Origin of the sequence: Cognatazoarcus halotolerans, assembly GCF_009800965.1 — a bacterium.
GTDB classification, from domain to species: Bacteria; Pseudomonadota; Gammaproteobacteria; order Burkholderiales; family Rhodocyclaceae; genus Cognatazoarcus; species Cognatazoarcus halotolerans.
The window spans coordinates 236,892-257,152 of the sequence record NZ_WUAF01000003.1; the positions used below are offsets into that span (position 1 = coordinate 236,892).

A 20,261-nucleotide genomic window follows, 5' to 3' on the forward strand; every position below is an offset into this window, starting at 1 on the left:
TCTTCCCCAGTCATTCGACCCTCGTGGAACTCGATCGCCTGCTGGCCCAGCTCGATGAAACCGGCCTCGCCGAGTTTTTCTCCGCCAACGCCCTGGCGCGGGCGCGTGGCTATGTCGGCCGGGTCAGTCAGCTCGAGGGCACCGCGAACATCCTGCAGGCCAATGTGCAGGGCACCGAGCGGCGGCCCTACAAGGTTTGGGTACGCATCGAGCGGCGCGAGTTCTTCGGCGAGCGCTCGATCGATCTCGCCACGCGTTGCACCTGTCCAGTGGGCAACCGCTGCAAGCACGCCGCGGCGTTGATTCTTGCGGCCCGCCGCGGAGGGGCGATTGTCGACAAGCCGCGGGCCGAGATTGCCGCCTGGGCACGTGGCCTGCGTCAGCGCCTCGAGAGTGCCGCCAAGGCGCCGCGCAAGAGCCCCGCACGCGACGCCATCATCTATGTGTTTCGGGCGCGGCCGGGTGGCGACGACATGGAACTCGCGCTCGCCAAGGTACGCTTTACAGACAACGGACGCATCAGTGGCGGCATGTCCGAATGGACCGCCTACGAGCAGGCGCTGCTCAAGCCGCCCTCGTTCGTTCAGGAGTCAGACCTGCAGATACTGCGCTTGCTGAGGCAGATCGTGCGGCGCAATGGGCTTTACGCCTGGCCACTACTGCGCGGAGAGGAAGGCTGGGCGCTCTGCGAACTTGCGCTGGCATCCGGGCGGGCGTGGCTCGAGCCGGCACGGGGCGAGCCGGCGGTGCGCCTTGTTGCGGCCGAAAGTCGTCCGGCGAGGTTGGCGTGGACGCCTGTTGGCAGCGGCACCCGACCGAGGTTGATCGCTACGCCGCCGGCCGGTTTCGTGGCGCGTACCGTACCGCTAAGCTACTTCGACGCGGTCAGCGGTGAAGCCGGTACGCTCGAGATGGCGGACCCGCTGCTTGTCACCGAGCTGCTCGGCCTGCCGCCGCTGGCGCGCAGCGAACTGCCGCTGGTTGCCGCGGCGATGGCCGACATGTCCGCCTCGTTGCCGCTGCCCACTGGCGCCGAGCAAGCCAGCCTGCCTGAACTCAAAGCCCCGCTCGAGCCGGTGCTGCGGCTGGAGAGCATGGCCTGCTGGAGCTGGCGGGCCCATCGAAGTTACGCGCCGAATTTCGGTGGCCCCTATCTTCAGTACGACTGCGGCGAGCCCTGTTTCATGTATGGCGATACCTCTTTTCCGCCCGGTTCGACCGAGACCATCGCGACTCTCCCGGACGGCAGCAATGTGCGCGTCGCGCGCGACGTCGATGGCGAAGATGCTGCCTGGCGTACCTTCCTGAGGGCGGGGTTCCGGCCGCTCAAGAGTGGTTGGCTGGGAAGCGTCGATCCCCTGCCCGAGGGCCGTCATGGACTCGAGTCCGAAGAGCACTGGCGGCATTTCTTTGCCGACACCGCACCGCTACTCAAGATGGCCGGCTGGCGCATCGACGCCGCACCGGAGTTCCGTCACCGCACGCTGGCGCCCGATGCCTGGCTGGTGGACGTGGAAGAGGCCGACGGCGGCTGGCTCGATCTCGGGCTCGGTGTCGAGGTCGAGGGGCAGCGTGTCGATCTCGCGCCGCTGCTGCGCGAACTCTTCCGCCAGGATCCGCGCTGGCTCGACCCTGCCGCGCTGGCCACCATTGACGACGGCGACACGGTCGTGGTGGTGAGTGCCGATGGCGATCGCATCGCGCTGCCGGTGGCGCGGATCAAGCCACTTGCGCGCACGCTCATCGATCTCTTCGATCGGCCCGGCGATCTTCGTCTCCCGGCGCTGGATGCCGGCCGCCTTGCAGACGCGCTGGAAGGCGAGTGGCGCGCCGAGGGCATGGACACGGTCGAGCGGTGGTGCGAGCGGCTGCGGGGCGTCGGCCAGGTCGCTGCCGTGCGCACCCCGGCCGGCCTCGGCGTCAAGCTGCGGCCCTACCAGCGCGAAGGCCTCGCCTGGCTTCAGCATCTGCGGGACAACGGGCTCGGTGGCATCCTCGCCGACGACATGGGGCTGGGCAAGACCGCCCAGACGCTTGCTCACCTGCTCGTCGAGAAGCGCGCGAGGCGCCTCGACAAGCCCGCGCTGGTGGTGCTGCCGACCTCACTGGTATTCAACTGGCAGCAGGAGGCGGCCCGTCATGCCCCGGCGCTGCGGGTGCTGAGTCTGCGCGGCAGCGGTCGGCAGGCCGAATTCGAGCGGATCCCCGAACATGATGTGTGCCTGACGACCTACCCCTTGTTGTGGCGCGATCGCGAGGCGCTGGCCGCCCACGAGTATCACTACCTGATCCTCGACGAGGCGCAGACGGTCAAGAATGCGGCGAGCCAGGCGGCCAAGGTGGTGCGGACCCTGAGCGCGCGCCATCGTTTGTGCCTCACTGGCACGCCGCTCGAGAACCATCTCGGCGAGTTGTGGGCATTGTTCGATTTTCTGCTGCCCGGCTTTCTCGGAGATCGCAAGGACTTCGCCGCGCGTTGGCGCACGCCGATCGAAAAGAACGGCGACGTCGGGCGGCGCGAACTGCTCGCACGCCGTATTGCGCCCTTCATTCTGCGCCGCCGCAAGGAACAGGTCGCGCGCGATCTTCCGGCGAAGACGGTGGTGCTGCGCAGCGTCGAGCTTGAAGGCCGGCAACGCGATCTCTACGAGACGGTGCGGGCCAGCATGGACCAGCGGGTGCGTGACGAGGTGGCGGCGCGGGGTTTTGCGCGCAGCCAGATCGTGATCCTAGATGCGCTGCTCAAGCTGCGCCAGGTGTGTTGCGATCCGCGTCTGCTGCCAGGTGATCGCGGGGCGCGGATTAAGGACGGTGCCAAGCTCGACCTGCTCATGAACATCCTGCCCGAGATGGTGGACGAAGGTCGCCACATCCTGGTGTTCTCCCAATTCACCGGGATGCTGGCGCTGATCGCCGAGGCGCTCGAGGAGCGGGGCATCCGCTATCTCACGCTCACCGGTGACACCGTCGACCGCGCCGAACCGGTGCGTCGCTTCCAGTCCGGCGAGGTACCGGTATTCCTCATCAGCCTCAAGGCCGGTGGAGTGGGACTCAATCTCACTGCTGCCGACACGGTGATCCACTACGACCCGTGGTGGAACCCGGCGGCCGAGAACCAGGCCACCGACCGCGCCCACCGCATCGGTCAGGACAAGAACGTGTTCGTGTACAAGCTGGTGGTGGTGGGCAGCATCGAAGAGAAGATCCTCGCCCTGCAGGACAAGAAAGCGGGGCTCGCCGCGGGCATCCTCTCTGAGGATCATCAGGGGGCGGTCAAGTTTGGCGAGGAGGATATCCGCAACCTGCTGGCGCCACTCCCCGAACCTGATGTCGCGATGACTGCCGCCACAGACGGGTAACGCAAGGCGGGTACTCTCACCGAACGTCCATTTCACAGGAGTTTCACATGATCGCCCGCCATCTGCTTCGTCAGCATCACCTCGACGCGCTCGATAACCTCCACGCTGCCGGGCTGCTTGCAGCCGACACCTTGCAGGGTTTGTCGACCCTGTCGCTGCGGCACCTGCAATCGCAAGCCAGTGCCGGCCGCGATCAGGCCCGGGAGATCGCACTCGGCCGGGCCGTTCGTGGCGCAGACCTTGAAGCCTCGATGGTCGTGGTGCGCGAGTCGATGGAACTGCTCTCGAGCAGCTATGCGCGCTGGGTCGAACTGGTCGAGGCGCAGTTGCAGCTGATGCGACTCGGTGCCCACGAGGGTCTCGAAGATCTTCGCCGCTGGACTCCGCGCGGTACCGAATTTGCGGTGACGGCCGCCGAGCTGGCGGTGGATGCGGCGGAATCGTCGGCCGAGCTGGTCGCCGATGCCAGCGTTGCGGCCAGCAAGTTGCTCGAAGAGCAGGTCGAGGCGACTCCCGCTCGTCGCAGCACGCGCCGTCGCTCGGCTCCGGACGCCTGAAGGCGTGCCCGGTAAATGAAAACGGGGCCGCATGCGGCCCCGTTTGATTTCGCACCAGCCGATCAGCTACGACGACGCGAGCGCATCAGACCGAACAGACCGGCGCCAAGCAGGGCGAGCATGCCGGGCTCAGGCACGGTGCCGGTAGGATCTTCCGGAATGTCGATGGTCGCGAGAGAACCGCCCATCACGTACGCATAGTTGAGCACGGCTTGCTCGCCGGCAGCGAGGTCGCCGATGTTGAAGGCGATGCCGATACCGTGGTCGTTCGTCGAGGACGAGGCCTGGCCGCCAGCAAGGTATACGTCCGGATCGGTGACCGAGCAGCACGAGAACACGATGCCGGTATTGTGCGTGTATGCCGAATCCGAGAACAGGCCGAGCGGGCGGCCGGAGATCAGGCCGATGGAGCCGACGAAATCACTCTGGCTCACGTCGCCGGCGTCGACGTAATCCCCGTCGTTGTTGGCGTCGATGCCGCGCTGGTTCTGGGTTGTTGCGCTACCGGTCGCGTTGTTGTCGGGATCGGGGTCGACTGCGCGGGAGATACGCACGTTGACGAGATCGCTCAGCGCGGTGACGGTGGTGCGCATGTTGATCCGCTCGTCGCCCGCGTTCATGAAGAACAGATGCTCGATGGCCATCGTGCCTGCCATCGTACCGGTCCAGCGAATCGCGAAATCGGCGACGGTTCCGCTGACGTCGGTCAGGCTGGTCATTGCGAAGGCTTCGCTGCTACCGACGCTCCCGCCGCTGGTGCTGTTGCTGTTGAACAGCAGGCCACCGGTGCCGACGCGCACGCCAAAGCCTTCGAACGGAGTACCCGGTGCGACGTAGTCGGTATTCTGATCGAAGGTCGCAGTGCCGGAGGGGTCGTAGATCAGGCCCGGACGGATGGTGTTGTTGCCGAGCGTACCGTCATCACTGACGGTGAACTGCACATAATTGTTGTTGATGGTGATCGGGGTTGCCAGTGCTGCCGTCGAGCCCAGCAGTGCCGAACCGGCAGCCAGCGCTGCCACGAGGACTTTCAATTTCATCTGCTTCTCCTGAGTGAGTTCCGAATGAATCGTAGTCGCCGCTACGCAAATTCGGTGCCAGAGAAGTCTCGATTGGATACAAATTACTGATTTGGCGGGGCAAAAAACTTTGGCTTCGCGAAATGTGTGTCGTCCGCAACGGCGGCCATGGGCAGAATGTAAATTCTATCGACACATATTCAGCCCATGTGACCTGCTCCTGCCGCGCAAGTCGAGGCATCACGGGGCTTTGCGCGACCCCGTGATGCATCCTGCGTTCAGAGCAGAACCCGTTCTATGCCACCCGAATTGACACGCTTGACATAATCCGGCATCCAGTCCTCGCCGAGCAGGTTCCTGGCGATCTCGATGACGATGTAGTCGGCATCCACGCCGCCTGCATCGTCTGCGTAACGGCTAAGGCCCTGCAGGCAGCTCGGGCAGGAGGTGAGCACCTTGACCCTGGCGGTGACGTCGTCACCGCGCAGCGCCGCCGCGCCTTTCTCGATCTCTTCCTGCTTGCGTGAGCGCACCTGGGTCGAGATGTCGGGCCGGGCCACGGCGAGGGTGCCCGATTCGCCGCAGCAGCGGTCCGAGAGGTCCACCCGCGTGCCCATCAGCTCGTTGGCCACCTTGATGCCGGAGTGGATCTTCATCGGGGTGTGGCAGGGTTCGTGGTACATGTACTTGGTACCGGTGATGCCGTCCAGCTTGACGCCCTTTTCCATGAGGTATTCATGGATGTCGACGAGGCGGCAGCCCGGGAAGATCTTCTCGAACTGGTACTTCTGCAACTGATCCATGCAGGTGCCGCAGGACACCACCACGGTCTTGATGTCGAGGTAGTTGAGCGTGTTGGCAACGCGGTGGAACAGCACCCGGTTGTCGGTGGTGATCTTCTGGCCCTTGTCTTCCTCGCCGGCGGCGGTCTGCGGATAGCCGCAGCACAGGTAGCCCGGCGGCAGCACCGTGGTGGCCCCGACGTGGTAGAGCATGGCCTGGGTGGCCAGACCAACCTGGCTGAACAGGCGCTCGGAGCCGCAACCCGGGAAGTAGAACACCGCGTCCGATTCATCCCGCTTGACCTGCGGGTTGCGGATCACCGGGATGATCTTGTCGTCCTCGATGTCGAGCAGCGCGCGGCTGGTGCGTTTGGGCAGATTGCCCGGCATCGGCTTGTTGATGAAGTGGATCACCTGCGCCTTGAGCGGTGCCTTGCCAAGCGTGGCCGGCGGTGCCTTGACCTGTTCCTGGATGAGGCCGAGCGACTTGCCGACGTTGTGCGCCATGCGCTGCGCCTTGTAGCCCCACTCGATCATGCCGGTGCGGATCAGCTTGATGGTGGCCGGGTCCTTGACTGTCAGGAAGGCCATCGCCGCGGCCTTGCCGGGGTTGAAGGACTTCTTGCCCTGCTTGCGCAGCAGGTTGCGCATCTTGATCGAGACATCGCCGAAGTCGATGTCCACCGGGCAGGGCTTCTCGCACTTGTGGCACACCGTGCAGTGGTCGGCCACGTCCTCGAACTCGGCCCAATGGGCCAGCGATACGCCACGGCGGGTCTGCTCCTCGTAGAGCATCGCCTCGATCAGCAGCGAGGTGGAGAGGATCTTGTTGCGTGGGCTGTACAGCAGGTTGGCGCGCGGCACATGGGTGGAGCACACCGGCTTGCACTTGCCGCAGCGCAGGCAGTCCTTGATGTCATGCGCGATCTCGCCGATCTCGGTCTGCTCCATGATCAGCGACTCGTGCCCCATGAGGTTGAAGCTGGGGGTGTAGGCACGATCGAGGTTGGCGCCGGGCATGAGTTTGCCGCGGTTGAAGTGGCCTTTCGGGTCGACCTTCTGCTTGTAGTCCCGGAAGTTCGACATCTCGGCGTCGGTGAGATAGTCGAGCTTGGTGATGCCGATGCCGTGTTCGCCCGAGATGACCCCGTCGAGCGAGCGCGCCAGCGCCATGATGCGATCGACCGCCTTGTAGGCCGTCTGCAGCATCTCGTAGTTGTCGGAGTTGACCGGGATGTTGGTGTGCACGTTGCCGTCGCCAGCGTGCATGTGCAGCGCCACGAAGACGCGGCCGCGCAGCACCTCGGCGTGGATCTGCTCGATGCGCTCGATCACCGGCCCGAAGACCTTGCCTTCGAAAATCTTGTCGAGCCGCGGCTTGAGCTCGGTCTTCCAGGAGGTGCGTACCGAGTAGTCCTGCAGGCGGTGGAACAGCACCGGGTCCGCCGCGGTATTGACCAGCGCGCCGGCCGCCACGCCGTACTCGCCGAATGCCGCCTCGGCCTCGGCCAGCGGAGTGTCGAGATTGTCCAGCAGCCACTGCCAGCGCCGACGCACGCTGGCCACGTAATCGAGCGCCGATTGGCGACGGTCGCCGATGACCATGCCGCTCTCGAGCACCTCGTCGCCCTGGTCGAGCGGCAGTTCGCCGCCGAGGAGTTCGGCCAGCGCATCGCACAGGGCGAGCTTGTTCTGCGTGGATAGTTCGATGTTGATGCGCTCGATGCCGTCGCAGTAGTCGCCCATGCGCGGTAACGGAATCACCACGTCCTCGTTGATCTTGAAGGCGTTGGTGTGGCGCGAGATCGCGGCGGTGCGGGCGCGGTCCAGCCAGAAGCGCTTGCGCTGCTCGGGGCTGACCGCGATGAAGCCTTCGGAACCACGCGCGTTGGTCATGCGGACCATCTCGGAGGCCGCGGTCATCACCGCGGTCTCGTCGTGGCCGACGATGTCGCCGATCAGCACCATCTTCGGGCGGCCGTGGCGTTTGGCCTTGGTGGTGTAGCCCACCGCATTCACATAGCGCTCGTCGAGGTGTTCGAGACCGGCGAGCTGCACGCCGAGGCGGTGGCCTTCGCCGCCCGGCTTGAACCAGTCGGTGATCTCGACGATCGCCGGCACCGCCTCGCGGACCTGGCCGAAGAACTCGAGGCACACGGTGCGGGTGACCGGTGGCATCTTGTGCAGCACCCAGCGGGCCGCCACGATCAGGCCGTCGGTGCCTTCCTTCTGTACCCCAGGCACGCCGCCGAGGAACTTGTCGGTGACGTCCTTGCCGAGCCCGTCTTTGCGGCAGGCTGCGCCGGGCATCGACAGCGTTTCCTCGGCGAGCAACCGGCTGCCGGTGGGGTCGAAGCGCCGCAGGCGGAAGTGCACCGTCTCCTGCTCGTGGATCTTGCCGAAGTTGTGGTCGAGGCGCTCCACCTCAAGCCAGTTGCCGTCGGGCGTGACCATCTTCCACCACGCCAGGTTGTCCAGCGCGGTGCCCCACAGCACCGCCTTCTTGCCGCCGGCGTTCATCGCCACGTTGCCGCCGATGCACGAAGCGCTGGCGGAAGTGGGATCGACTGCGAAGACGCGGCCGGCCAGCGTGGCCGCCTCGGCCACGCGCTCGGTCACCACGCCCGCGCCGGTGCGGATCGTCGCGTAGGGTTTGTCGGGGGCGCCGGGCAGGCCGGGCAGCAGGGATTCCTCGACCGGGCCGATCGAGATCAGCTTTTCGGTGTTGATGACCGCGGAGTGTGCGTCGAGCGGGATCGCGCCGCCGGTGTAGCCGGTGCCGCCGCCACGCGGGATGATGGTCAGGCCGAGCTCGATGCAGCTCTTCACCAGCGGCGCCATTTCCTCCTCGGTGTCCGGGTAGAGGACCACGAAGGGGTATTCCACCCGCCAGTCGGTTGCGTCGGTGACGTGCGAGACCCGTGCATGGCCGTCGAAACAGATGTTGTCCTTGCGGGTGTGGCGGGCCAGCGCACGCTGGGCCTTGCGGCGCAGCATCAGGGTGTCGACGAAGAAACGCTCGAAACCATCCACCGCCTCGCCGGCCGCCTTGACCAGGCGCTCCACCTTCTGCGCGCGCTCGGGGTCGTCGGCGGCGGATTCGCGGCGGCGCTTGTCGACCTCGGCGAGGCGGTGCCGCAGCGCCTTGACCAGCGCTTCGCGGCGGCCCTGGTTCTCGAGCAGGTCGTCCTGCAGGTAGGGGTTGCGCTGCACCACCCAGATGTCGCCGAGCACTTCGTAGAGCATCCGCGCCGAGCGGCCGGTCACCCGCTCCTTGCGCAGTTCGTCGACGATCTGCCAGGCATCGTCGCCGAGCTGGCGGATGACGATCTCGCGATCCGAGTAGGAGGTGTAGTTGTAGGGAATCTCGCGCAGGCGTTGGGTCATGGGTTACCTGGACTGGTGCTGCCGGGGAAACCCTCGATTTTATCGGACTGCATTGCAAGATGCAGAAAAAATCAAGACCTTACGGTGCCAGTGGGCTTTATGCCGTCAAAGGCGGGCAGCCCTTCGGCACCGGCCGGGAGCAGGCCTGTGGCGGCGCCAGCCTGCCTCGAATCCGGCCTCGGGCCGGCCGCGAATGCGATCCCCCGCGTCGCTGAGTCCGCCGGACGGGCGACGATCAGGCGCCCCGACCAGGCTTTCGACGGTCAGCCGACCGCTGCGGTCAGCGCGATCTCCACCCGCCAGCCCGGCGCCGCCAGGCCCGCGACCCGCACGCAGGCACGGCACGGAGCGGTCCCTTCCGGCAGCCAGTCGTCCCACACCTCGTTCATGCCGTCGTAGTCGGCCATCTCGGTGAGGTAGATGGTGGCCATGAGGATGCGCTCTTTGCTCGAGCCGGCGCGCGCGAGCAAGGCGTCGATGCTGGCGAGGATCTCGCGGGTCTGGGTGCGGATGTCGGTGCCCTCACTGCTGGGGACTTCCACCGTGTAGAGCGTGCCGCCGTGGGTCACGATGTCGGAATAGCGGCGGGTGGTGCCGTAGCGCTGGATGTCCATCTGCAAATCTCCAAGTGATTCAAACGATCGTTTTAGCAATTTTTTAGGGATTGGTGACTGAAGTCTTAAGAGCGCGTCGGAATGTCGAACCGTAGTCTGCATACCCATGAAGCCAGGCCTCAGCCTGACAGGAAACGACACCATGGAAGACGCGAGACGCGACATGCTAACGAAACTCCCGAGCCTTGTCGGCAGTGGTGCCGGCGATGTGACCGCGCCAGCGGCTGCAGGTAACGCCTGGTTCGCACGAGGGTTTGACCGGTGCTCCTGCCGGTCTGCGCCGCCGGCGTCCGCAGCGCGACGCTTCGTTGCGAGCGCGCCCGCTGCGTCGGGCCTTCTCATGGTGGCCGCCATCCAGATGCCGAAACCCGATTTTGCTGCCCCGGCCCATCCGCCCGGCCGGGCCGGCGAACACTTATCCAGGCGGAAACCCATCCACAAGACGGAGCGCTACATGAAGAAGTCACTCATCGCATTGTTACTGGCCACCTTTGCCCTCGGCGCTGTTGCGCATGCAGGCGGGGATGGCGGTCTGGTCGATCGCGGGCGTTACCTGCTGGCGGTCGGCGGCTGCAACGATTGCCACACCCCCGGCTTCGCCCAGCGTGGCGAGCAGATTCCCGAGACCGAGCGGCTGACCGGCATGGCGGTCGGTTTCAGCGGTCCCTGGGGCGTCAGCTACCCGGCCAACCTGCGTCTCGTCGCGGCCGGCCTTAGCGAATCGGAGTGGCTTGCGCGCAGTCGCCGTGGCGGTTTGCCGCCGATGCCCTGGGGTGCGCTGAAGGCGATGAGCGACAAGGATCAGCGTGCCGTCTATCGCTACCTGCGTCATCTCGGTGCAAGTGGCGAAGCCGCGCCGGCCGCGTTGCCACCGGGCGCGCCGATTCCGACGCCGCACTTCGTCTTCGTCCCGCAACCGCCCACCACCGTGACACTCGGCCAACTGGCCCACTGAGTAGTGCCCACCCGATTTCATTTCAAAGAGGATTTGACCATGAGTTTCATTCGTTCCGTATCCGCTGCCCGTGCCCCGCGCCATGATCTGTATGTCGGCATCCACAAGGGCATGCGCGCCTTCATGTGCGAGACACTGCGTCGTCTTGGATGCATGGACCCCGACGATGATGTAGAGCTTGCCGAGACCCTCGACGGCGTGAGCCTGTTGCTCGATTTCTGCCGCGGTCATCTGGAGCACGAGAACGCGGTGATCCACCCCGCGCTCGAAGCGCACCGGGCCGGCGCCGCGCAGCAGGCCAGCGAGGACCACGCCGATCACGAGACCAGCCTGGCCATCATCTCGGCGCAGATCGCCCAGGTTCGCGAAAGCAGCGGATGTACCCGGACGCGCGCCGCGCTGCGTCTGTACCGGCTGCTGGCGATCTTCGTCGGCGAGAACTTCCTGCACATGCATATGGAAGAAACGGACCACAACGAAGCGCTCTGGCTGGCCTGTTCGGATGCCGAGCTGATCGAACTGGAGCACCGTATCCACGCCATGATCCAACCTGCCGAGATGGCTCTGGCGCTACGCTGGATGATCCCGGCGATGACCCCGGCCGAGCGGCTCGCGGTGATGGGGCCGTTGCGCGAGGCGGTTCCGCCTGCGGTGTTCGAGTCCTTGCTCGACGATGTGCGTCCTCATCTCGATGCGCGGGCGCTGGCCAAGCTGGAGAGTGGCCTGCGCCGCGCTGCCTGAGGCGACCGTTCAGCCCTCGCCCTCGAGAACGACCGGGCGCGCCAGCGCCAGCCGGAAGCGCCCGCGTCCGGTCTTCTCGATGCGTAGATGTTCGCAGCGGTCGGCCAGGCGGCGCGACAGCAGGATCAGCCGCGCGTCGAGGTTGTCACACAGTTCAGGCAATTTGAGGCCGAGGTCGAGGCGCAGCTCACGGTTGGAGAACTCGCTGCGGCCGCTGTCGGCGTGTTCGCGCAGAAGCTTCCAGAGGATCGCGCCGGCGACGCCCTTGATGAGGTATTCGTCGTCGAGGAAGACGCTGTTGTCGCGCCCGAAGTGTCTGACCCGCAGGGCCGCCCCTTGGCCAACCGCGGCGGGTGCGGCCGGTGCGGCGCCTTCTTCCCCGGTTGTGGATTGCAGCGCGCACATGGCAAAGCCGACCTGTGCGCACAGCGCCACCAGTGCGTCCTCGAGGTCGTAGCCGAAGCGGCATTGCTGGTCGCTTTCGATGTAGAGCACCGCCATCAGGCGCTCGCCGGCGAGGATCGGCACCGCCAGCTGGCTGGATGGCTCGGCCAGGCCCGGCAGCGGGATCTCGGTTTCCAGTTCGTCGGCCAGTTCGCCCTTTTCGATCTGTTCGCGGATCGCACGTCCATAGGCGTACTCCGCAGCCGGAAATATGATGCGGATCGGTGTGCGCTCGCGCGCCGCTACGCCGATCACGCCCACGCCGACGGGAATCTCGGCGCCCGCGCCGGAGCTTGCGTAACCGCGGCTGGCGACAATGTAGAGTCGCTGGCCGCCCTCGTCGACCATCAGGAGCATCTGGTGATCCAGTGCAAAGTGGCGTTCGAGACAGCTGCCGAAGGTGTCGATGAGACCGTCCAGGCTGCGGCATTCGCGCAGCGCATCGACGCTGCGGCGCAGCGCCGGCAGCAGTGCCGGCCCGATCTCCGCAGGAGGCAGTTCCCGCCCCGGCAGCGCCTCGATGGCGAGCACCCGGTAGATGTCGGCGCCGAGCAGCCGGAACACCCCGGTCATGCCGGTCTGCGAGGCGATGCCGGCGAGCTTGGCCTTCATGCGCTCGAACAGCGCGCCGGACGTTTCGGTGCGCAGGTAGCGGATGGTGATGCGATAGCGCGCCGCGGTGTCGGGGTCCATCATCAGGACCGTTGCCTGCGGATTGGCGAGGATGTTCTCGCGGGTCTTGTTGAAGAACTGGAAGGACAGCGCGACGTGGTCCTGGTCTACGTACATCAGCTGCGAGATGTAGGTGACGTTGGGCGTGCCGTCCGGGCTGCTGGTGGCGATGCCTGACGGCACGACGCCCTCGAGGCAGTTGCGCAGCGAATCCATGCTGATGAGGCGGTTCATGGTGCCCCCGTCCCTGCCGGTAGCCGTGCCCCGGCCTGGGGGCCGGGCGTCTGGCCAAAGAGTTCCTGCGGCGTGAAGCTGACCACTGCGAACTCGCCCGGGGCGCAGGCGAGCAGGGTGCGGACCAGGGGCTCCGGCGTGTCGAAGACCTTGAGACGCCGGCTCATCTCGTCTACGTAGGGCCCGTGTATCGCCTGATCGCACTGGTCGACACTTTCAAGGCGTGCGTCGATCCCCTTGAGTTGCACCGTGCGGTGGCTTTCCGGTTCATTGAACACCGCGGCGATCCGGCCGGTCTCCTCGATCGCGCGCAATACCGGCTCGGCCTGCGGCCGCGATACCAGCAGGCGCAGCCGCGTTGGTGCCTCGGGCGCGATCCTGCAGCCCAGGCCGCGCACCAGCGTGGCCATGCCGTTGGTGCCGGTGGCGGCGAAGTGGATCGAGATGTGGCTGGTCAGGAAGGCGGCCAGCGCCGGGTTGAGCGGGGAGGTCATCGAGCGCGAAGCCTCGTCGGACGCAATGTGCAAAATCTAGCGCATCCGCGCCCGTGCGTGTGCGGGAGATTGCTAATTCAGCAGCGCCAGAATGACGCTGTAGCGCAAGGCCTTGCCGAGCGCCATCCAGCCGAGGCAGGGCAGCCAGCCGAGACGCAGCCAGCCTGCCGCAGCGCACAGCGCGTCGCCCACCAGTGGTGCCCAGGCGAGGATCAGCGCGGGGGCCCCGTGGCGCTGCAGCCAGGCCAGACGCTCGGGCGCGCCGGCCTGAGGGAACAGGCGCGCCAGCAGGTAGGTGCTCATGCCGCCCAGGGTGTTGCCGACGGTTGCGAGCACCAGCGCCGCGTTGGCCTGCCCGGGATGCAGGCTTACCAGCCCGGCGAAGACCGCCTCGGAGCCGCCGGGCAGAATGGTGGCGGCCAGAAAGCTCGCAACGAAGAGCGCAGCGAGGCCCGCATCGGGGCCGGGATCGAGCAGGGTGAGGAAATCCATGGCCGCGACTGTAACGCGATGGCGTGGGTCGCGCCTGGTACGCGCCCCACGCAGCGGCCGCGCCCCGGCGCGGGCCGGGGCGCCGGTCCCACGAGTTTCAGCGCTGCGGCGCGTTGGCGGCGACGATGTGCTGGATCACGCGGAACACGTTCTCGTCGCGCGGATCGACCTCGATCTCAACCCAGTGGATGTTCGCCGAGCCGAAGTTCTCGACCCGCGTGACGTTGGTCACCAGCGAGGTGGCACCGCTTGCGTCCGGCGCATTGAGCGGCTTGTCGACGCGGAAATAGTGGCTGTCGCCGTGGGCGATCATGACCGGTTTGCCGTAGGCGATGGCGTTGCGGGTGATCGCATCGAGCACGGCGTTGAAGCCGCGGCGCTCCAGATCGCTGGCCGGCAGATCGAAGTTGGGATTGGCCTGCATGGCGATCAGCACGCCGCTGGCGCGGGTGGCCCGCGCATGGGCAAAGATCCGCTCGATCCAGGCCAGGTTGGCCGTCTCGCGCGCCTGATACTCCGCGATGCGGTCGGCGCGCGGGTTTTCGTAGCTGTCGGAGGCGTCGATCTGGTTCCACGGGGCGAGATCGTTGTTGCTGCCGATTACGTGCAGGGTGGCGATGGTGGCGCCAGAGAAGGACCATAGCTGGTTCTCGACGAAGGTCTCGAAGCCGCGTTCGAAAGCCTGGGTGTGCACCCGCATCGGCTTGCCGCCGGTGCTCATGCCGGGTACCGGGTAGAAGATCTCGCGCAGCTTGGCGAGCCGTTCCACCGGGTTGTAGCCGCCGTTGTTGCTGCGGTGGCAGTCAGTCCAGTCGTTATCGCCCGGGGTCAGCACGAAGGCGGTGCGGAAGGTCTGGTATTGCTCGAAGCGATGCATCAGCAGGGCGTCGTCGCAGCGCTCGCTGCCGGCCTTGATGTCGCCGGTGTGGATCACGAAGCGCACTTGGCGCGCGTTGTTGATTTCCTTGATGACACGGTCGAATTTCGGTTCGGCTGCAGTACCGTAGGGCGTATCGCCGATCAGCGCGAACGAGGCGGTGTTGCGGGCGTGCTCGTTGACGCGATTGCCCCAGGGATTGTCGTCGGCGATGGCGGGCGCCGACAGGGTGAGGCTGGCGAGGGCGGAAAGCGCGAGCACGCGCAGACGTCGGGAATGCATTGGAAGTCTCCTTGATAGGATGGTCGGGCTGGGGCGCCCGGCGGTGCTTGAAACGGGTCGGGCACCGAGACTCTAGGCAGTCAATGTGTCGGTTTCGTGTCCCGAGAGAAGTGTGTCGGCCGATGATGCCGAAAGCGTGCCTTGCGGCGGTGCAGCGCGGGCTGTTACGCTCCAACCCTTTTCCCCCGTGGACGCAAGGGTTCTGGCATGACCGCGAAGCAGGCAGACGATTATCTGGAGCGCATCCTCAATGCGCAGGTTTATGACGTGGCGGAGGAAACGCCGCTCGATTACGCGCCCAACCTGTCTGCCCGAATTCACAACAGCATTTTCCTCAAGCGCGAAGACATGCAGCCGGTCTTCAGCTTCAAGATCCGCGGCGCCTACAACAAGATGGCCAAGCTCTCGCCGCAGGCGCTCAAGCGTGGCGTGATCTGCGCCTCCGCCGGCAACCACGCCCAGGGCGTGGCGCTGTCCGCGAGCTTCCTCGGCGTGCGCGCGGTGATCGTGATGCCCACCACCACGCCGCAGATCAAGATCGATGCGGTCAAGAACCGTGGCGGCGAGGTGGTGCTGGCGGGCGAATCGTATTCCGACGCCTACGCCCACGCGATCGAACTCGAAAAGGCCGAAAAACTCACCTTCGTCCACCCCTACGACGATCCCGACGTGATCGCCGGCCAGGGCACCATCGCGATGGAGATCCTGCGCCAGCACCCCAAGCCGCTGCATGCGGTGTTCTGCTGCGTTGGTGGTGGCGGCCTCATCGCCGGGGTTGCTGCCTACATCAAGCGGGTGCGGCCGGACGTGAAGATCATCGGCGTGGAGGCGGTCGATGCCTGCGCCATGACCCAGTCACTCGAGAAGGGTGAGCGGGTCGAGCTCGAGCAGGTCGGCCTGTTCGCCGACGGCGCGGCGGTCAAGCTGGTGGGCGCGGAAACCTTCCGACTTTGCCAGCAGTATGTGGACGAGATGATCCTGGTTGACAACGATGCCATCTGCGCCGCGATCAAGGATGTGTTCGAAGACACCCGCTCCATCCTCGAACCGGCCGGCGCGCTCGCCGTGGCCGGTGCCAAGGAATGGGCCAAGCGCAACAAGCTGCGCGACAAGACGCTCGTCGCGGTGGCCTCTGGCGCCAACATGAACTTCGACCGCCTGCGTTTCGTCGCGGAGCGCGCCGAGCTCGGCGAACAGCGCGAAGCGGTGCTGGCGGTGACGATCCCGGAAAAACCGGGCTCTTTCCGCAAGTTCATCGGCGTGCTCGGCAACCGCAACATCACCGAATTCAACTACCGCTACGCCAACCAGGAAGTCGCCCACATCTTCGTCGGCGTCTCGGTGCACAACCGCAGCGAGGCCGAGCGCCTGGTGGAAATGCTCGAGCGCCACGAACTGCCAGCCATCGATCTCACCGACGACGAGATGGCCAAGAGCCACATCCGCTACATGGTCGGCGGCCACGCCCCGCAGGCGGACAACGAGGTGCTCTACCGTTTCATCTTCCCCGAGCGCCCCGGCGCACTCATGAATTTCCTTTCGACTCTGCGCTCTGACTGGAACATCAGCCTCTTCCACTACCGCAACCATGGCTCCGACTTCGGCCGCGTGCTGGTCGGCATGCAGGTCCCCGAGGCCGACAAGCCGGCCTTCCAGGACTTCCTGGATCGGCTGGGTTATGAATACGTGGATGAGAGCGGCAATCCGGCCTACCGGATGTTTCTTGGCTGAGGGGCGGCAATGGGGGCGACACCGATGGTGTCGCCGTTTCTAATTGGAGCGTGTCTATTTCTTCCGAGGTGATTTTGGTCGAGAGGATTGGGCTGGGCGCCCCCTGCTTCGATCCCGGAAGGCGGCACATCAGGTCTGTTTCCTGACGCACCAACCAGTGGGTGGGTCCTGTTGTCCAACCCTACGGGGCAGGGCGGCTTATGGAGCTGGCCTTTAGTACGTAGAATCGAAACTTGCGGGTTTCGGGTAGTCGCCAGTAAAGGGGCAGCGGATGGATGACAAGAGAAAGCGGGCAAAACAGTTCTACAACGCGCTCGATTTCGACAAGCCAATCAATTTCGGGCTCGACCGGCTCGTGTCGGCTGAAAGGGCCCTGCCCGAAAAGATTTATGTGCCTTGCATCCATGGCGGTAGCGAGCGCGATCCGGTTGAAGAGCTTGCCAACCAGATTGATTTCTCGTTGAGCGCCGGCTCCTACCTTTTCTCCGGCAATCGTGGTACCGGCAAGACGACTGAACTGCTCCGCCTCGCGAGGCGCCTGGAGGAGTTGAGTTGCGAAGTCTTCTATGTAGACATGGCGGACTATCTCCCGCTTACCCAGCGCATCGAAGTCACGGATTTTCTGATCAGCGTGATAGGCGCATTCTCCGAAAAGGCCGCTGAGCGTATCGGTGAGAACCCCGCAGGAGCGGGGTATCTCGAGCGGGTCTTGCAATTTCTGCAGGCGGAGGTGTCCTTCGATGAAATCAAGCTGCCAGCCGGCCCCATCGAATTCAAGGCATCGCTCAACCAGAACCCCAGCTTCAAGCGAGAGCTTCAGAAGAAAACCCGCGGTGTCGTCGAACGGCTGGTCGAACAGGCGCGCGCCTATGTACTGGATGTAGTCGAGGCACTGCGGCAGAAGCGTAGCGATCCTGACCTGAAGATCGTCCTGATTGTCGACTCGATAGAGCGGCTACGCGGCGTTGGCGACAGTCAGGATGTCCGGGAGATTTTCAAGAGCGCCGAGACGCTGTTCGCCTCGCACGCCGACAAGTTGCGTTTTTCCGGGCTGAATACGATCTACACCGTGCCGCCATATCTGTCGGCGCTGGCGGGCGGGCTGGGCGCCTATTATGCGGGCGGCCGGATTTACACCTTGCCAAGTCTGCACATCTACACCTGTTGTCCAGAGCCAGGCAAAGCCCCAGCGACGGACGAGACCGGCATCGCGAAAATGCGCGACATCGTGGATCGACGCTTCGCCTTCTGGCGGGATTTCTTTACCGAGGCGGCACTTGCAAGGCTTGCCCAGAGTTCGGGCGGGGATCTCCGCGACTACTTCCGGATGCTTCGGTTGGCGCTCGCTCGCGCGCCGCAGTCAGCGTTGCCGCTTTCCGGCGGCATCGTGGAAGATGCCGAAAACGCGGTGCGAAACGACATGCTACCCATTGCCGACGACGACCGCGTCTGGCTTCAGGAAATCAGTCGCACCCACAAGCCAGCCCTCCCGAGTCTGGACAAGCTGCCCGACTTTGCGCGCCTGCAACAAGGCAAGTACGTGCTGAACTATCGCAACGGTGAGGACTGGTACGACCTTCATCCACTGCTGCGGATGGAACTGGACGGAAATGGCGGACGCCGGACTTGACGATCTTTGGCAGAAGCTTCGCCCTCATCTCGAGTGGGCAGAGGGTTTCAGCCTTGTTCTCTTGTTCGGCCACAACCCGAAGGCGGCGGATGCCCTGCGAGTCAGGTTGGAGGGTATTTGTAGCCTTCGTACCCAACGCCTGCAGAAGCCCGACCCGCGGCTCGATACCGGGGATCTTCTGAAGAGCATACTCAAAGCCCGCCCGAGACCTGGATCGGGGCCGCTCTGGGTCGATCTGACACCGGTTGCGCAAAGGGACGAGAAAGGCGTGGGCGATCTTCTGATGCGACTCAATGAGCGTCGCTTCCTGCTCGAATCCGAGGTCCGCCTACCGCTCGTGCTTATATTGCCCGGCGAGTTCCGGGCGCGCTTTCATGCGCTGGCGCCCGACCTATGGGCTGTTCGAAGTTTTTCCGACGCGTTGCCCCTGTTTGATCAAGATGCCTCTGCGGGCTCCCTTGGGGTATCCCGGGGGGCGCGAGATGAGGTGCCGAGCCTTGCCATATCCCGGATTCCATCGGCTTCCGAACGTGAGTGGCAACGCCTGTTTGCGGCGTCGTCTGCCGGCGAAGGGCTTGATCTAGCGGACGCGGCGCAGGCATTTGAGGCCGCTATCGAACGCGGTGCGATTTCGGACGCCAAGGTGATTGCAGCGCAGGCGCTGGCAATTGCACGGGTGCGTGCGCGCAAGACTTCGGGCAAAGGCCCACAGGTGCTGCGCGACCTGTCTATTGCTCTCGATAACGTGGGCAGGGTGGCGCGTGATCTCGGGGATCTGTCGGCGGCGCGGGTGGCCTTCGAGGAGAGCCTGTCGCTGCGCCGGCAGCTGCGCGAAGCCCTTGGCGAGGGCCCACAGGTGCTGCGCGACCTGTCTATTGCTCTCGATAACGTGGGCGGGGTGGCGGGAGATCTCGGGGATCTGTCGGCGGCGCGGGTGGCCTTCGAGGAGAGCCTGTCGCTGCGCCGGCAGCTGCGCGAAGCCCTTGGCGAGGGCCCACAGGTGCTGCGCGACCTGTCTGTTTCGCTCGATAACGTGGGCGGGGTGGCGCGTGATCTCGGGGATCTGTCGGCGGCGCGGGTGGCCTTCGAGGAGAGCCTGTCGCTGCGCCGGCAGCTGCGCGAAGCCCTTGGCGAGGGCCCACAGGTGCTGCGCGACCTGTCTGTTTCGCTCAATAACGTGGGCAGGGTGGCGCGTGATCTCGGGGATCTGTCGGCGGCGCGGGTGGCCTTCGAGGAGAGCCTGTCCCTTAGCCGGCAGCTGCGCGAAGCCCTTGGCGAGGGCCCACAGGTGCTGCGCGACCTGTCTGTTTCGCTCGATAACGTGGGCGGGGTGGCGGGAGATCTCGGGGATCTGTCGGCGGCGCGGGTGGCCTTCGAGGAAAGCCTGTCTCTGCGCCGGCAGTTGGCGGAGTCGTTTCCGGACATTCCTAGGCTTTTGCGCGACCTTGAGCGCACCACGGCACTTGTCCGGAAACTGGACGAAACTTGAGGCGCTGTGGGTAGTCGTGCGGAATCGTCGCGCTACGCGGGGGATGGCGGAATCCTGCATGGGTCATGCGTTTACGGTCCCAGCGGGGTTGAATTCCCGCGATCCCAACATCGCCGAGGCTGACGGCCCCGGACGGGATCGCTCAGCCCGCGTCGGCCAAACCCTTGGCGACGATCTCCGCCATCAGCGCGTTGATGCCGCCTTCGTGCGTGGCGCCGCGTGCCTGCAGGGTCCTGACCAGCTCCGACGGCAGTTTGCAGGCAAAGGGTACCAGCCCCAGTGCGCGCTCCTGCTGGCGCTGTTCTCGCTTGTCGAGGGTTTTGCCCGAGGCGCCGCCGAAGCGATCGGGCGTGCCGGCGGCGCCCATTCTGGCGTTGATCTTGAGACCGAGATTCTTCTGCAGGTCGGTGGGTTTCATTGTCATGACTGTGGTGATGTTCCGTTATCGCGGCAAGGACGCCGGTGGCCGGCATTATCGTCCAAAGGTGGGCCGGCGATGTGG

General features: G+C 65.3%; 15 protein-coding genes. 7 read left to right on the forward strand and 8 right to left on the reverse strand.

Annotated features, from left to right (window positions below):
* The first annotated feature begins 23 nt into the window (after positions 1-23).
* Both GQB03_RS06055 and GQB03_RS06060 read left to right on the forward strand, forming a co-directional pair.
* A complete protein-coding gene (locus tag GQB03_RS06055; protein WP_159686034.1) occupies positions 24-3,359 on the forward strand; it encodes a DEAD/DEAH box helicase in 3,336 nt (1,111 codons plus the stop codon).
* Positions 3,360-3,406: 47 nt separating this feature from the next.
* Entirely contained in the window at positions 3,407-3,916 is a 510-nt protein-coding gene (locus tag GQB03_RS06060) for a hypothetical protein (protein WP_159686036.1), read from the forward strand.
* Between the two features lie 62 nt (positions 3,917-3,978).
* On the opposite strand, the gene GQB03_RS06065 is transcribed toward GQB03_RS06060, so the two are convergent.
* The 3 genes from GQB03_RS06065 to GQB03_RS06075 all read right to left on the reverse strand — a co-directional run bounded on the left by GQB03_RS06065 (position 3,979) and on the right by GQB03_RS06075 (position 9,718).
* The gene (locus GQB03_RS06065) at positions 3,979-4,956 is read right to left on the reverse strand and encodes a PEP-CTERM sorting domain-containing protein (protein ID WP_159686039.1); all 978 of its coding nucleotides are present in this window, start codon (positions 4,954-4,956) and stop codon (positions 3,979-3,981) included.
* Between the two features lie 257 nt (positions 4,957-5,213).
* Positions 5,214-9,104, reverse strand: coding sequence for a DUF3683 domain-containing protein (locus GQB03_RS06070; protein WP_159686041.1), 3,891 nt, complete (start codon positions 9,102-9,104; stop codon positions 5,214-5,216).
* Positions 9,105-9,367: 263 nt separating this feature from the next.
* Entirely contained in the window at positions 9,368-9,718 is a 351-nt protein-coding gene (locus tag GQB03_RS06075; protein WP_159686044.1) for a RidA family protein, read from the reverse strand.
* A 454-nt stretch (positions 9,719-10,172) separates the two neighbouring features.
* Here GQB03_RS06075 and GQB03_RS06080 point away from each other — a divergent pair, with 454 nt between their 5' ends.
* Positions 10,173-10,673 carry a cytochrome C gene (locus tag GQB03_RS06080; protein WP_159686046.1) on the forward strand — a complete coding sequence of 167 codons (501 nt, stop codon included), beginning with the start codon at positions 10,173-10,175 and terminating at the stop codon, positions 10,671-10,673.
* Positions 10,674-10,712: 39 nt separating this feature from the next.
* Entirely contained in the window at positions 10,713-11,414 is a 702-nt protein-coding gene (locus GQB03_RS06085; RefSeq protein ID WP_159686049.1) for a hemerythrin domain-containing protein, read from the forward strand.
* 9 nt (positions 11,415-11,423) lie between these two features.
* On the opposite strand, the gene GQB03_RS06090 is transcribed toward GQB03_RS06085, so the two are convergent.
* The 4 genes from GQB03_RS06090 to GQB03_RS06105 form a co-directional block, all read right to left on the reverse strand.
* Positions 11,424-12,764, reverse strand: coding sequence for a pyridoxamine 5'-phosphate oxidase family protein (locus GQB03_RS06090; RefSeq protein WP_159686052.1), 1,341 nt, complete (start codon positions 12,762-12,764; stop codon positions 11,424-11,426).
* Positions 12,761-13,258 carry a hypothetical protein gene (locus GQB03_RS06095; protein WP_159686054.1) on the reverse strand — a complete coding sequence of 166 codons (498 nt, stop codon included), beginning with the start codon at positions 13,256-13,258 and terminating at the stop codon, positions 12,761-12,763. The genes GQB03_RS06090 and GQB03_RS06095 overlap by 4 nt, the downstream gene beginning before the upstream one ends.
* Positions 13,259-13,330: 72 nt before the next feature.
* On the reverse strand, positions 13,331-13,750 hold the full coding sequence (locus tag GQB03_RS06100) for a YqaA family protein (RefSeq protein WP_159686057.1): 420 nt from the start codon (positions 13,748-13,750) through the stop codon (positions 13,331-13,333).
* 97 nt (positions 13,751-13,847) lie between these two features.
* On the reverse strand, positions 13,848-14,909 hold the full coding sequence (locus GQB03_RS06105) for a metallophosphoesterase (RefSeq protein ID WP_159686060.1): 1,062 nt from the start codon (positions 14,907-14,909) through the stop codon (positions 13,848-13,850).
* 207 nt (positions 14,910-15,116) lie between these two features.
* On the opposite strand from GQB03_RS06105, the gene ilvA reads away from it, so the two are divergent.
* The 3 genes from ilvA to GQB03_RS06120 all read left to right on the forward strand — a co-directional run bounded on the left by ilvA (position 15,117) and on the right by GQB03_RS06120 (position 19,759).
* On the forward strand, positions 15,117-16,640 hold the full coding sequence (ilvA, locus tag GQB03_RS06110; RefSeq protein ID WP_159686063.1) for a threonine ammonia-lyase, biosynthetic: 1,524 nt from the start codon (positions 15,117-15,119) through the stop codon (positions 16,638-16,640).
* Between the two features lie 271 nt (positions 16,641-16,911).
* Positions 16,912-18,270 carry a P-loop NTPase family protein gene (locus tag GQB03_RS06115; RefSeq protein WP_159686066.1) on the forward strand — a complete coding sequence of 453 codons (1,359 nt, stop codon included), beginning with the start codon at positions 16,912-16,914 and terminating at the stop codon, positions 18,268-18,270.
* Positions 18,251-19,759 carry a tetratricopeptide repeat protein gene (locus GQB03_RS06120; RefSeq protein WP_159686069.1) on the forward strand — a complete coding sequence of 503 codons (1,509 nt, stop codon included), beginning with the start codon at positions 18,251-18,253 and terminating at the stop codon, positions 19,757-19,759. Before GQB03_RS06115 ends, GQB03_RS06120 begins: the two co-directional genes overlap by 20 nt.
* Positions 19,760-19,901: 142 nt before the next feature.
* Here the strand turns inward: GQB03_RS06120 and GQB03_RS06125 are convergent, their stop codons facing one another.
* The gene (locus tag GQB03_RS06125; protein ID WP_046531488.1) at positions 19,902-20,183 is read right to left on the reverse strand and encodes a hypothetical protein; all 282 of its coding nucleotides are present in this window, start codon (positions 20,181-20,183) and stop codon (positions 19,902-19,904) included.
* Positions 20,184-20,261: the final 78 nt, after the last annotated feature.

What these genes read in the sequence shown, in the direction of transcription:
- GQB03_RS06070 (WP_159686041.1), bottom strand. Translation starts at nt 9,104, where the DNA reads ATGACCCAACGCCTGCGCGAGATTCCCTACAACTACACCTCCTACTCG.
- GQB03_RS06120 (WP_159686069.1), top strand. Translation starts at nt 18,251, where the DNA reads ATGGCGGACGCCGGACTTGACGATCTTTGGCAGAAGCTTCGCCCTCAT.
- GQB03_RS06085 (WP_159686049.1), top strand. Translation starts at nt 10,713, where the DNA reads ATGAGTTTCATTCGTTCCGTATCCGCTGCCCGTGCCCCGCGCCATGAT.
- GQB03_RS06075 (WP_159686044.1), bottom strand. Translation starts at nt 9,718, where the DNA reads ATGGACATCCAGCGCTACGGCACCACCCGCCGCTATTCCGACATCGTG.
- GQB03_RS06080 (WP_159686046.1), top strand. Translation starts at nt 10,173, where the DNA reads ATGAAGAAGTCACTCATCGCATTGTTACTGGCCACCTTTGCCCTCGGC.
- GQB03_RS06095 (WP_159686054.1), bottom strand. Translation starts at nt 13,258, where the DNA reads ATGACCTCCCCGCTCAACCCGGCGCTGGCCGCCTTCCTGACCAGCCAC.
- GQB03_RS06115 (WP_159686066.1), top strand. Translation starts at nt 16,912, where the DNA reads ATGGATGACAAGAGAAAGCGGGCAAAACAGTTCTACAACGCGCTCGAT.
- GQB03_RS06125 (WP_046531488.1), bottom strand. Translation starts at nt 20,183, where the DNA reads ATGACAATGAAACCCACCGACCTGCAGAAGAATCTCGGTCTCAAGATC.
- GQB03_RS06065 (WP_159686039.1), bottom strand. Translation starts at nt 4,956, where the DNA reads ATGAAATTGAAAGTCCTCGTGGCAGCGCTGGCTGCCGGTTCGGCACTG.
- GQB03_RS06105 (WP_159686060.1), bottom strand. Translation starts at nt 14,909, where the DNA reads ATGCATTCCCGACGTCTGCGCGTGCTCGCGCTTTCCGCCCTCGCCAGC.
- GQB03_RS06090 (WP_159686052.1), bottom strand. Translation starts at nt 12,764, where the DNA reads ATGAACCGCCTCATCAGCATGGATTCGCTGCGCAACTGCCTCGAGGGC.
- GQB03_RS06100 (WP_159686057.1), bottom strand. Translation starts at nt 13,750, where the DNA reads ATGGATTTCCTCACCCTGCTCGATCCCGGCCCCGATGCGGGCCTCGCT.
- ilvA (WP_159686063.1), top strand. Translation starts at nt 15,117, where the DNA reads ATGACCGCGAAGCAGGCAGACGATTATCTGGAGCGCATCCTCAATGCG.
- GQB03_RS06060 (WP_159686036.1), top strand. Translation starts at nt 3,407, where the DNA reads ATGATCGCCCGCCATCTGCTTCGTCAGCATCACCTCGACGCGCTCGAT.